The organism is Flavobacterium kingsejongi, from assembly GCF_003076475.1.
In the GTDB taxonomy this organism is placed as follows: domain Bacteria; phylum Bacteroidota; class Bacteroidia; order Flavobacteriales; family Flavobacteriaceae; genus Flavobacterium; species Flavobacterium kingsejongi.
This window is the reverse complement of record NZ_CP020919.1, coordinates 2,054,424-2,067,468: the sequence shown is the minus strand read 5'-3', so window position 1 is coordinate 2,067,468 and position 13,045 is coordinate 2,054,424. Positions and strand designations below refer to the sequence as shown.

General features: G+C 32.1%; 10 protein-coding genes. 1 reads left to right on the top strand and 9 read right to left on the bottom strand.

All coding sequences use genetic code 11. The annotated features are described in order from the left end of the window. Position 1: 1 nt before the first annotated feature. From FK004_RS09045 to FK004_RS09020, 6 genes are read right to left on the bottom strand one after another with little or no spacing between them, the layout of a single operon-like run. Entirely contained in the window at positions 2-1,213 is a 1,212-nt protein-coding gene (locus FK004_RS09045; RefSeq protein ID WP_108736981.1) for a glycosyltransferase family protein, read from the bottom strand. Between the two features lie 4 nt (positions 1,214-1,217). Further along, positions 1,218-2,126, bottom strand: coding sequence for a glycosyltransferase family 2 protein (locus FK004_RS09040; protein WP_108736980.1), 909 nt, complete (start codon positions 2,124-2,126; stop codon positions 1,218-1,220). Positions 2,127-2,139: 13 nt separating this feature from the next. Then, positions 2,140-3,024, bottom strand: coding sequence for a glycosyltransferase family 2 protein (locus tag FK004_RS09035; protein ID WP_108736979.1), 885 nt, complete (start codon positions 3,022-3,024; stop codon positions 2,140-2,142). A gap of 5 nt (positions 3,025-3,029) precedes the next feature. Further along, positions 3,030-3,929: a glycosyltransferase family 2 protein gene (locus FK004_RS09030; protein WP_108736978.1), complete on the bottom strand. Its 900-nt coding sequence runs from the start codon at positions 3,927-3,929 to the stop codon at positions 3,030-3,032. Beyond that, positions 3,926-5,470, bottom strand: coding sequence for a glycosyltransferase (locus tag FK004_RS09025; protein WP_108736977.1), 1,545 nt, complete (start codon positions 5,468-5,470; stop codon positions 3,926-3,928). The genes FK004_RS09030 and FK004_RS09025 overlap by 4 nt, the downstream gene beginning before the upstream one ends. An 8-nt stretch (positions 5,471-5,478) precedes the next feature. After that, entirely contained in the window at positions 5,479-6,741 is a 1,263-nt protein-coding gene (locus FK004_RS09020; protein WP_108736976.1) for an ABC transporter ATP-binding protein, read from the bottom strand. A gap of 236 nt (positions 6,742-6,977) precedes the next feature. Between FK004_RS09020 and FK004_RS09015 the strand changes: the two genes are divergently transcribed. Beyond that, the gene (locus FK004_RS09015) at positions 6,978-7,703 is read left to right on the top strand and encodes a tyrosine-protein phosphatase (RefSeq protein ID WP_108738796.1); all 726 of its coding nucleotides are present in this window, start codon (positions 6,978-6,980) and stop codon (positions 7,701-7,703) included. 84 nt (positions 7,704-7,787) lie between these two features. On the opposite strand, the gene FK004_RS09010 is transcribed toward FK004_RS09015, so the two are convergent. From FK004_RS09010 to FK004_RS09000, 3 genes are all read right to left on the bottom strand, one after another. Continuing rightward, complete coding sequence (locus tag FK004_RS09010) at positions 7,788-10,139, bottom strand: GumC family protein (RefSeq protein ID WP_108736975.1); 2,352 nt, start codon at positions 10,137-10,139, stop codon at positions 7,788-7,790. 1 nt (position 10,140) lies between these two features. Next, the gene (locus tag FK004_RS09005; protein ID WP_108736974.1) at positions 10,141-10,917 is read right to left on the bottom strand and encodes a polysaccharide biosynthesis/export family protein; all 777 of its coding nucleotides are present in this window, start codon (positions 10,915-10,917) and stop codon (positions 10,141-10,143) included. A 90-nt stretch (positions 10,918-11,007) separates the two neighbouring features. Then, a complete protein-coding gene (locus FK004_RS09000) occupies positions 11,008-12,972 on the bottom strand; it encodes a polysaccharide biosynthesis protein (protein WP_170108551.1) in 1,965 nt (654 codons plus the stop codon). Between the last annotated feature and the right edge of the window lie 73 nt (positions 12,973-13,045).

Below are 13,045 nucleotides of genomic sequence, written 5' to 3'. Positions count from 1 at the left end.
CTCATTTGGCAACTTCCAGAATTCGCAATAAAGATTCCTTAAAATTCTGTTCCTCGAAATAATCGCCAAATGGAAACTGTGATGCTGGATTTGCTATTCTTTTATCAATCAAATTTTTTAATTTCTCGCGAATTTCCTCTTTATTCCTACAGTCTGCAATAAATTGATTATCAGAAACAATCCTTCGCATTTCACTTCTATTTGGTGCGATAATTAATATTGGCTTATGTAGTGATGCCAGGAAAGGTGCTTTACCACCCAAGATATTACTGTGCGGTGATGAATTTTCCAAAATAATCAAAATATCTGTCTCATTCGATTGTTCATTACAGGAATTTGCAAAATCCAATGTATCCAATATAATAATATTAGCCGTTTCCTGGTACTTATTTTTAAGCCTTTGATTTTGACTTCCTCGTAAGCGCAACACAAACTCTGTATTTTCTTTATGAAAAATAGAATTCGCTATCAATTCCTGATAGGCATCCAGGACAATATCTATATTCCGACCCAACTGGATAGCACCATGATACGAAATTGTCACCGGTTTATTTTTTTGCCTCACCTTATCAGTGCTACTCAAATTAAAAACTTTTTTGTCGTATTGATGCGGTAAGGTATAGAATTTTTTCTCTGAACCGTACAGATGTTCCAAATCTTCTGAGAGGAGCAACGCTGGTGTTATACACACTTTTGCCTGCTGTACAATTTCCCACATGTTTTTCAATCGAAACAATTCGATTGCTGTTAATTTTTTTCGTGATCCAGTATCCCAAAAAACAGGAAATGGATCGTGAAAATTAATAATCGCATTTTTTAAGACCGGAAGTTTTTTGGCAGCAAGAATAGTCTCATAGTCTAAGCCTGAACTTCTGATGAAAATATGGTCAAACTTTTCAAAATCAGCTGTTGCCATTACTGTTGCATACCTTTCCTGAATTTTTTTTTCATTCAATGATTCGTGAAATAAACGCCAGTATATTTTATTAATCCATTTTGTAAAAAAAGGAATCGTACGATTGATATGAAAATCTCGAATGGAATCTATTGGGAGTAAATTCAAATCGTCCTCATTATCATGATTTTTCAAATATAATACTTCAATATAAGCATTTGGAAAAACACTCCTCAACTTGCCTAAAAAAGACCTGGAAACTATTCCTTCACTGGTTCCTGTGATTCTCAAATCCTGAACTATGATTAAAAATTTCATCGATTTATTTTTTACGATTTAAAAAGGATTTTACAGCACTAATAAGCAACATTAAATACCTATAAAACATCAGATTACAACAATATAATTTTGTCAGAGCAAGCCAAAAGGCACTATTTTTTTTATCATTTAAGAATGCCTTTTCGATCTTTTGATATAGAATATCTTTTTTTATACGATCAAAATAACGGCTTTTATGCTTTAATAAATAATAATAATATTCAAAGGAAGCTGTATTTTTCGCTCTAAGGTTATCATTTTTACTGGTTATATTGATTCCGCTTTTACGAAAATAAACTATAGCTGAGTTTAAAGAATAGATTGAGTCAAAATTTGAAAATTCCAAAACTGCCAGATCATCTGAATGCCATGCTAAAGGAAAATCAACAAAACCGACCTCACTTACAACTGACTTTCTAAAAATATATTGACTCAAAGAACTTCTTGTCTCACCAGCCAATCTTCTCATCAAAAAATCTGTAGATTTTTCAATTACCGGATAGTGATAAATCTCTTGTAACTTTTCATTTTTTTCATTTATAACACGAGTAGCAAAACGAATTACATTTATGTTCAGCTGTTCTACCTTCGCAACACTTTTATAAAATTCATCTACACAGTTTTCATCCACCATATCATCATCTCCCAAAAACATCACCCAGTCTTCATCACTAATCATTTGCAGGCATCTCTCCCATTGTTTTGTCAGTGATATGGCACCCAAATTATCTTCAAAATAATGGTATTGTATTCTCAGTTCATTAGTATATTTATCAAGGACAAAAGATGGATCTTCCGGACTTGCATCATTACCAATATAGATATTAAAGGCTTTATTCGTCTGACGAGCCAATGATAAAAGCGTTGCTTCAAAAAAACGCAGCTTATAATAAGGGATAATAATTGCTAGCATATTTAAAAATGAATCAGTTTAAAAGTCCCAATCTCTTGAACCCTTTTTGAATCAGTCTTTCTAATTTGTAGCCATAGGATTTCTTCATCGCCTCTATTTTTAGTTTCAACTCCATATTAGTCTTATGATAATTTGAAATTATTTTAAATAATAATTTATCAAACTGAGATTCCGTAAGTATGTTTTTTAAATAGTGGCAGACTTTTATCTGATCTGCCAAAGCATCGCTTTTCATTGTAATACTTTCAGGATTCTTTCTGTATAAGGCCAATGGCTCATCTATAAATGAAACTATAGCATTATTCTTAGATAGCGTAATCCACATGATCCAGTCTTCTTTTGCCTGTAATTCTTCCGGAAATCTAAAGTCCTGAAACAACTCTACGCTAAAAAAACCGCAATGAATTGGAATTGTAAATAATTCTTCCCATTTGTAAAGTATGTTTTCAAAAGTAAAGAGCCCCGAATGTAAATGACAATAAGGTGCTGTTGCATCTGCCGCAGTAAGAATAAACATTTGAAAATTAGAAATACAAATTTCTTTTCCGGTTCGATGACTACTATTAATTTCATGAACTGATTGTTCTAATTTCGAAGGCGCCAAAAAATCATCGGAATCCAAAAATTGTATAAAAAGCCCATTGGCTTTTTCTAATCCAAAATTACGACAGGAAGAAGGTCCTTTTTTATTTTCTTCCGGTCTCTTATATACTCTAAAACGACCATCTTTCTCACAATATTCCGATACAACCTGAAGTGTGTTATCACTCGATAAATCATCTACAATTATACATTCCCAATTAGAATATGTCTGAGATACTAATGAATCCAGTGTCTCAGAAATTAAGGCAGCCCTGTTGTAGGTTGGAATTATTATGGAAACTAATGGCAACTCCATAATGTTCAATTTTTATAATTAATAATAATTCGCCGTAAGAACTTAAAATAACTCAAAGGGCTCATATAGTTAAGATGAAAGCCTGTTAACAGAGCAAAAGTTTTAAACTTTTTATTTTTAAAAAAAATGGCTTCGATTTTTTGAATTATTTTTTCTTTTTCTAAATACGTAAACTTATCGTGATATTTGGATAATAATAAACTATAGAATTCATAGGAAGCTTTTTCTTTAAGTTTGCTATTATCATCTCTTCCTGAAATACTAAGATCACTCACCCTGATATTAGCAATTGCTTCATTGAGCGTATGAATAGTTCCGAAATCTGAAAACTCTAAAAAGGCTAAATCGTCTGATGACCATGCCAATGGAAAATCCTTAAATTTATATTGAATATATTTTTTCGTAGAAAAAATATATTCACTTAATGAACTCCTTGTATGTTTTTTTAATTTTCTAATGAGGAAATTCGTAGATGGCTCACTATCCGGATGGTAAAAAACAGAAGTGAGCAACTTATTATCAGCACTTATCTCCCTAGTTGCAAAACGTATAACGGTACTCAATGGCATTGAAAAATTTTCAATATAGTTATAAAATGCCCCAATACAATTCTTCTCCAGTGTATCATAATCACCCAATATCATCATCCACTCCTCCTCATCAATTCTTGCAATACAACGCTCCCAATGTGCTACTAATGATGTACTACCTCGATTTTCTTCAAATCTATGATATGCAATATCAAGTTGCTCACTATATTTTTCAATAAGAGGAATACAATCCTCCGGACTAGCATCATCCCCTATATAAACTTTAAATCGTTTATCCGTTTGGCTCACTAATGAAACAAGCGTTTGCTCAAAAAAAAGCAGTTTATAAAAAGGAATGACAATAGCTAATTTCATTTTTTATACTTTTTAAAAATCGAAAAGCTAAAAAATGAAACCGTGATAAAATCAACGATAAACTTGCGGCTTTTAGTTTTAGCATAAAAATTAGCTTCACTATGATCCCGATCAATTATGAGTTGCTGAAATGACCCCAGCTGATTCACAAAAAAATCAGCATGCTTTATACTTAAATAGTTAAACAAATATTTCCTTTTTTCCTGATTCAAAAGTTTCACCATTGATATGGGCTTTACCTGATAAAAGAAACCTATGTATTCCAGGCATAAAAGGCTCCCTCCATTTTTTAGTAGCGAAATCCAAAACTCCCAATCCTCCAGTCCAAACTTCATGTTTTTGTCATATCCACCAATCGCAAGCCAGTCTTCTTTTTTATATACAGCACTACAAAAAATCATATTTTCCGTTGCTAACGCTTTAAGTGAAAAATCCTCCAACATCCATGGACCCGATTCAAATCCAAATTTTTCAGCTTTGCAATACACTAATTTCAGTGATGGCTCATTTTCAAATGCCTGCATCGCCAATTGTAAATAATCACGTCCTATTTTGTCATCTGCATCTAATGGAAGAATATAAACACCAATCGCTTTTTCTATCCCTGCATTCCTGGCAGCACATAAACCCGAATTCAATTGGGTAATACAACTGAATCTTCTATCTTTTTTTACCCAAAGCTCAGCAATTTCTTGTGTATTATCAGTACTACCATCATTAATGATGATGCATTCCCAATCAAAATAGGTTTGATCGAAAACCGACTTTAATGCTTCATTAAGAAATATCCCCTGATTATAGCAGGGCACTATCACTGATATTTGAATTCTCATTTTATATTTTTTGAAATAGCCAGAGTTGATATATTTCAATGCTTGGAGCTCCTGTAGCGGGGGAATTGCCAGCCTTTCTTTTTTGATTACCCTAAAAGAATTTTCTGTTGCTAATTTTTCAAGTTCCAGTTCTGTTATCCAATCTTCAACCGGTTGGCCAGGCAATACATAGGCATTCCATTCTATTTCAGCTTCTTTACGAGGTGTAGTTATAATAAGGAAACCATTGTCATTTAGCAATCTTTTAATATCATTCATAAAACCTGGTTTAGCTTCATCAACAATATGTTCGATAACTTCCGACGAAACAATTAAATCATATTGAGCATGATCTGTAATTTTTAAAAGATCCGTTGAAGTTCCACAAACAAAATTTAAATTTGGAAACATTTTTTTTGCATGGTCAACAACTTTTGCTACAGGTTCCACACCCAATACCGTCCCATAATTCGATAATAAACTCGATAGCCATCCCCTACCACTTCCTAAATCCAGGATTTTTAGGCGGTCTTCTTTTTTTAGTGAAAAATCAGATTTGAGATACTCTATAAAATTATGAATTATTTTAAATCTTAAAATTTCTTCATCATTCGGCTGTGGCGTATTCCAATACGTATTATGAACAAATAATTGTTCGTAATAATCTGGTTCTATCACTCTTTTATTCCTACCCAGTATTATTTTTTTTATTTTTCTAAAAAATCTCATCTTTAAATCTATCTTATATTTTCAATGTATTTCCAAATTACATTTTGGTGGAATACTTTGTTTATTTTAAAGTTTAATTTATTTATTATTTCAAAATCAAACGCTTCTGAAACTGTAAATTTTATGGCATCCATCACAACTTCGATATCTTTTGTCCCATCACCCAAATAAATATCAATTTTATAAATACCTGGAAATAATAGTAGTTCATCAATAGTAATTGAAATTTCACCTTCAAACACTTCTTCTTCATTAATTTTATCATGGGAATAATGCCTGTTATTAATTCCAAATAACTCAACATCATTCAAATCCTTAACTACAATACCCAAAACTAAATTTTTAATAGCAATTACGGATTCAATATGAACCCCTAATGTAAATGGTGATCTATATTTTAAAGTACTATCCTGGTTTATGATTGCAGCGTATTTTATAATTTTTTCTCCATAAAATTTTGCACTCAGGTTAGCCGTTGAATCATCCTGATATACTGATAAGCAACTATCTATATCTCCAGTGAATTTTACTTTTCCATGCTCCAAAACTATTCCACGGGTACACAGGCTTTTTACAGCGGCCATATTATGACTCACAAAAAGTACTGTACGTCCATCCGTTTTAGAAATATCCTGCATTTTTCCTATAGCCTTTTTCTGAAATTCCGCATCACCCACCGCCAACACTTCATCAACGACTAAAATTTCGGGCTCTAAAAAAGCTGCTACGGCAAACGCAAGACGAACAGTCATCCCGGAACTATAACGCTTTACAGGAGTATCAATATACCGCTGACAACCTGAAAATTCAATAATTTCTTCGAGTTTACCAGTAATCTCCTTTTTAGTCATGCCCAGTATCGCACCATTCAGGAAAATATTTTCACGCCCTGTCATTTCTCCATTAAAGCCGGTACCAACTTCAAGTAATGAGGCAATACGTCCTTTTGTCTTTATAGATCCTGTAGTTGGATTGGTAACCCTCGAAAGTATTTTCAGCAATGTTGACTTTCCGGCTCCATTCTTTCCAATAATCCCCAGTACTTCTCCCTTTTTTACTTCAAAATTAATATCCTGTAATGCCCAAACATAATCACTACTCCCTTTCGTACTTCGATCATTACTTTCTCCAATTCTCAAATACGGGTCTTCCTTCCCCCGAATCTTCGCCCACCACCGATTAAGATCATGACTGATGGTCCCCGTACCTACTTCCCCTAAACGGTATTGCTTGGAAATTCCTTCTGCTTTTAAAATAATATCTTTACTCATACTTCTCAATGGATTCAGTACTAAACCCAAACTTTATTCTGCGCTAAATTAGCCTATTTTTGTATATATATAGCTTTTGGTTATCCTATTCTTGTAATCAATCCCCCAATATGTCTACACCGAACCCACTTTTAGAATATTGTGTAACCACAAATAGAATCACTCTAAATCCAAATAGAATATAACAATTTGCGATATTTTGAGTAGTTTTGTAATTCATTTTAAACATGCCTATTTTGCTATTTTTCAACAAAAAGAAAACAATACTTAGAGATCTTGTACCCGAGGGCTACATTGACATTCACTCGCATTTGTTGCCGGGGATAGATGATGGCGCAAAAAACATGGAAGACAGTCGCTATTTAATTAATTCACTACATGAAATAGGTTTTAACGAGATAATCACAACGCCTCATATTATAAACACGGTTTGGGATAATACTGCAGATGGTATCATTAATAAAAGACAGGAGACACAAAGAGAATTAGATTTAAAAATACCGTTTAAAGCAGCAGCGGAATACATGATGGACGATTCGTTTTCTCGTTTGTTCAAAAATGAAAAGCTACTTACTCTAAAAGACAATTATGTATTGGTAGAAATGTCGTACCTAAATGCACCAATGCAGCTGTACGATATCTTATTTGAATTACAGGTGTCTGGTTATAAACCCGTATTAGCACACCCGGAACGTTATGTTTTCTATCATAAAAATTTTAATGAATACACTAAACTGAAGAAAGCAGGATGCCTTTTCCAATTGAATTTACTTTCCACCGTTGGATATTACGGCGAAGGTGTGCTTGAAGCAGCACAGCAACTTTTAGGAAAAGGCATGATTGATTTTACAGGTTCCGATGTACACCATAAAAACCATGTTGCAGCTTTTGATAGTAAAATTAAACTTAAAGAAAGTATAGTACTAAAAGAAGCGATGGAAAGAAATATATTTTTCCGCTAATAGAAAGGAAGTCAATTTATTCAATCAGCATAAAATTAAAAATCCCCAAATGAATTAACTCATTTGGGGATTTTTAATAGATTCCTATTTCGAGAAACGATGATTTTTATACCAAGGTTTCTTTTCTTCTGTGGCACCATAACCATAACCGTAGCCATATCCCTTTTTAGTATCAGTATCATTCAAAACAACTGACATGTTTGGTAATTTTCCCTGATTATATAAGGTTTGAGGTATTTTCAAAAGACGCTTATCTAAATAATTGGAACGTATTACATATACAAATGCATCCGCATTTTTAGCAATTAATAATGTATCAGTTACCAAACTCACAGGAGCTGTATCCACGATGATATAATCATATTCATCTTTAAGTTGTTCAAACATCAATTCCAATTTTTTATTCATCAATAGTTCTGCTGGATTTGGAGGAATAATTCCTGCCGGCATTACAGAGAAATTTTCGTAATCATTTTGTTTTATAATGATATCATTCAATCTGATATCATTCGATGACAAATAATTTGTTAATCCTTTATTCGGCAAAGACATATACTCATCCAGTTTAGGATTTCTAATATCCATACCTATGAGCAAAACCTTTTTACCTGATAAGGCAAATGTTCCAGCAAGATTAACTGCAATAAACGTTTTACCTTCGCCAGGTAATGTAGAAGTCAGGAATATCGTTTTAGCTTTATTCTCCGGCACATGATTCAGCATAAATTCAACATTAGTACGTAAAATACGTAATGCTTCAGCAGAACTTGAACGACTATTCACACTAATAATTTCTTCGTGTGATTCAGACCTTGGTACATCTCCTAAAAATGGTATAGTTAGATTTTTTTCAATATCGGGACGACCTTTTACTTTAGTATCCAGTAAATCTAATATATATATAATTAAAAAAGGTATGAGTATCCCAAGTATCAAAGCAACTAAAAATATAACACCCTTTTTTGGAGAAACTGGTAATTCTCCTGTTAATCCAGAATCAATAACTTTTGCATTTTGGTCAGTAGCAGCTAAAGTAATGGCAGTCTCTTCTCTCTTCTGTAAGAGGAAAAGATATAATGCCTCTTTCACTTTTTGCTGACGATCAATAATTCTAAACTCACGTTCTAATCTTGGCACTTGTGCCTTTTTTCCTCCAATTACAGATCCTTGCCTATCTAAATCTCTTTTCTTAATAACTAACGATGATTTTAAACGAGATAAGCTTTGACTAATATTAAATTTTAATGCTATTATTTTTTGATCTAAATTATTAACAACTGGATTATTCACTGTAGCTCCTGCAGCGATTCTATTTCTTTCAATCACCAACTTATTATAGTCTCCTATTAAAGATGCCGCTTCAGATTCAGACCCAATAAGATTACCAGGAACTAAATCATCTGGCTTACTTTTATTTAGAAAGTCTGCCATTGAATTAACTACATTTAATTGAATTTCCGTTTCAATAAGATTTTTTTCATATTCTGCTCCATTTTCAAGAAATAGCTCAGCTTCAGAAGGAATGTCTGTTAATTTATTTTTATTCTTAAAACCTTCAACATTTTTTTCAACATCAGTGAGTTCCTCTGTGATAAGCTCAAGTCTTTCAGCAATAAATTTAGATGTTTTTTGAGAGACTAAATTTTTGTCTTCAATAGCATCATCGTTATAGATCTTAATCAATGTATTTAAAAAATCTTCTGATTTCTTTTTGACAGGATCAATTAATGACAGCTCAATTACAGAGGTGTTTTTACCTACTAAATTAATGCCCAATCTCTTTCTATAATCTTCAGTTACAACAGATATAGGACGAATTACAACATCTATTAAAAATGGCTTATTTTTAAATTTTTGATTTGATCTTGTAACTATAACTGTTCCATTTTTTATCTTTATGACACTACCATATTTAAAAATCCCTAATTCAGAATCTTTAACTTTTAGAATAAAAGTATCGAAATCAACATGTTCTATTGTAAAATAATTAATTTCAGATCGATATTGAGTACTATCAGAATTAAATTCTAAGGAAATTGGTGATTCTAAGTATATTTCTCCCGATTTTACTCTGCCCTGATTGATATAAGAAACATCAAGCTTTAAAGTCTTAATGGTTTTCTCTGTTAAAGTCCTTGATTTTATTACTTCAATTTCATTTTCGACATTACTTTTTGCACCTGACATTTTCCCAAATTCGCCAATAGCTGAAGCAAATTCAGAAGCTAATCCACCATTCTTATCATCCTTTATCAATATTGCAGCGACAGCCCTATATTGTGGCGTTGCATATCTTATGTAAAGAAATGCCAGCATTATTGTAAAAATTGTAGCTAATAAAAACCATTTCCAATGGTAAATATATTTTTCTAACTGCTCACGTATATTGAAATCGGATTCTTTATTTTCTTCTGAAGATTCTAAATTATTTAGCATTTTATCGGATGGTTAAGGCAATTACAGTTACTAGTAATGAGATTGCAGATATTATAATTGATGTATTAGGCCCTACACCTGCTGAATTAACCCTTGTTTTATTTGGTTCAACATACACCACATCATTCTGAGAAAGATAATAAAATGGTGAATTAATAAAATCAGATTTAGTCATATCTATACGCGCATGCATCTTTTTTCCATTTTCTTCTCTTATGACCAATATATTATCTCTTCTACCATAAATAGTTAAATCACCCGACATACTCAAAGCTTCAATCAATGTAACCCGATCTGTGGTAATTGTGTGGGTTTTAGGCTGAGTAACTTCTCCACTTACCGTAACTTTAAAATTCAACCTTCTGAAATTGACTGACGGTTTAACTATATATCCCGATAAAATAGTATTCATTTTTTTAATTGCCTCAGTTATTGTTAAGCCTCCTAACTCAATTTCTCCAAGTACAGGAAATTGAATTTTACCCTTTATATCTACTAAATACGTATTTATTCTAGGCTGCACATTCTCCATTTCTGTAACAGATTGTAACGTAAAATTAGGAAGATTAAATGGTGCTACTACTTCTGGATTTTCTCCCATAACTACAATCATCAATAAATCATCAGGTTGTATTTTTTGTTCAAATGTATTAGAATCATTAGGAGCCAATTTATCTATATCCTGATAATAGACAACATTTTTTTTAGAGGTACACGAATTTAAAATTAGGACAAAAAGGAATAATTGAAAAAAAAATTTTATGCGCTTGAGATTCATTTTTTATTTTTTTTAAAGTGCAAATATAAACTTTTAACATCGTTTATGTAATTAACACTTAAATTAATTGTAGTGATTGTTATATTTATTTCATTTATCTAAAGCTTGAAAAGTCGAATTCATGCTGACAAATTCAGGAACTAATTTTTTCATCTGTGAAACAATATTATCATTATCAAACAAATTTGCATTATAAATTAAAGTTTCTATTTCTCCCTTAACATATTCATATTCATCACAAAGCTCCTCAGCTATCATAATTTTTTCATGATGTGTTGCTAGTGTTTTTGCAGAATTATTCAACAATTCTTCATACAACTTCTCTCCTGGACGGAGCCCGACAATTTCAATTTTAATTTCTTTATTAGGCGTAAAGCCTGCTAAACGGATCATTTTATATGCCAAATCAATAATTTTTAAAGGTTTTCCCATATCAAAGATAAATATCTCACCTCCCTTTCCCATGACGCCAGCCTCTAATACCAATTGACAAGCTTCTGGAATTGTCATAAAGTACCTGATAATATCCGGATGTGTTATCGTCAATGGTCCTCCCTGTGCAATTTGTTTTGTAAATAAAGGTACTACTGAACCATTTGAGCCTAAAACATTTCCAAATCTGGTTGTGATATATTTAGTGTGTTTAGTGGTGCTATTTTTCTGTAACTTAAAATGCAATGACTGTACATATTTTTCAGCAATTCGCTTACTTGCTCCCATAACATTACTAGGATTTACCGCTTTATCAGTCGACACCATTACAAACCGATCAATTCCATATTCTGCAGCTAAATCTGCAAGATTCATAGTACCCAATACATTCGCAAAAACTGCCTGTGCTGGATTTTCCTCCATCAGCGGTACATGTTTATAGGCCGCAGCGTGAAAAACCACATTAATATCATACTCTTTAAAAACACGTTCAATAACAGATTTATTTCGAATATCTGCTATTTTAGAATGAATCTCAATATTAAGGTTCATTTTTTCTATTTCAATCGACAGGTGATGCAGTGGAGTTTCAGCCTGATCCAAAATTATTAATCGGCGAGGGTTAAATCCTATTACCTGATGGACAATTTCGCTTCCAATAGACCCTGCTGCACCAGTAATCAGAATGCTCTTACCCTCAATCTGACCTGAAATTGCATTATTATCTAATACTATAGGCTTACGTTCCAATAGATCCTGAATTTCAAATGTCTTTACTTTTGTAGAAATTTCTTTCTCATCTTCCCAATCTTTAATAATTGGTACGGTATATACTTTATAGTTATATTCAAGACAATCATCTATAATATTTAGCTTTTCTTCTTTAGTTAAATTTTTATCCGCTATAATTAATGCTTGAGCACCTTTAGACCGCATTAAAACTGGTAATTTTCTATTTTGGCTAAAAATTGGAAGATTTAATATCCTTTTACTCGAATTATGACTCCCTTTATCGATAAAAGCAACAACCTTAAAACGTGATGGAATCTCTGCTTTTAAAGCTCTTGCAACTGCAATAGCATTAGTACCTGAACCATAAATCATAGCACGAATTAATACTGCATTTTTATTTTCACTTATATATCGTTCAAAAATTTGTTTAACGATGATACGATATGAGAATAAAGCGCAGAAAGAAAGCACAAAATTGATAAAGAGTCCAGTATTCAGAAATATTTTTCCGTGTCCCAATAGCAATAATATAAAGTTAATCACTAAAAAAATGGATAATGAAGCGATTTGTGAAAAGAAAATTTTTATTGCGTCAATAAAAGAAGAGTGTCGAATAATGCCTGAATAAATTCTGAGAACCCTAAAAAAGAAAATGTTCACAAAAAGATATGCTACAATTCCAAAAATTATATAAGACTTAATTATATAAGTAAGTCCCATACCGTCCAAAAGCATATATGTAATCGCGCTAGTCACCGATATCACAACAACATCAATGGATAAAATAATCCATCGCGGAAGATACCCCAACTCGCTTATTTTCAATGCATTTATAAAAAAACCTCTTCCCTTAGAAAGTAAATTTCTCATACCTATTTCCTGATTATCCATTTATATTTTAATTACTCATATTTACATTAATTAACAGAAATCAATTGTTCGCAAATATAAAATATAACGTTAT

Bases quoted from the DNA above. Each gene is read 5' to 3' on its own strand.
- FK004_RS09030 (WP_108736978.1), bottom strand. From the start codon at position 3,929: ATGAAATTAGCTATTGTCATTCCTTTTTATAAACTGCTTTTTTTTGAG.
- FK004_RS09010 (WP_108736975.1), bottom strand. From the start codon at position 10,139: ATGCTAAATAATTTAGAATCTTCAGAAGAAAATAAAGAATCCGATTTC.
- FK004_RS09020 (WP_108736976.1), bottom strand. From the start codon at position 6,741: ATGAGTAAAGATATTATTTTAAAAGCAGAAGGAATTTCCAAGCAATAC.
- FK004_RS09040 (WP_108736980.1), bottom strand. From the start codon at position 2,126: ATGCTAGCAATTATTATCCCTTATTATAAGCTGCGTTTTTTTGAAGCA.
- FK004_RS09025 (WP_108736977.1), bottom strand. From the start codon at position 5,470: ATGAGATTTTTTAGAAAAATAAAAAAAATAATACTGGGTAGGAATAAA.
- FK004_RS09000 (WP_170108551.1), bottom strand. From the start codon at position 12,972: ATGGATAATCAGGAAATAGGTATGAGAAATTTACTTTCTAAGGGAAGA.
- FK004_RS09045 (WP_108736981.1), bottom strand. From the start codon at position 1,213: ATGAAATTTTTAATCATAGTTCAGGATTTGAGAATCACAGGAACCAGT.
- FK004_RS09005 (WP_108736974.1), bottom strand. From the start codon at position 10,917: ATGAATCTCAAGCGCATAAAATTTTTTTTTCAATTATTCCTTTTTGTC.
- FK004_RS09035 (WP_108736979.1), bottom strand. From the start codon at position 3,024: ATGGAGTTGCCATTAGTTTCCATAATAATTCCAACCTACAACAGGGCT.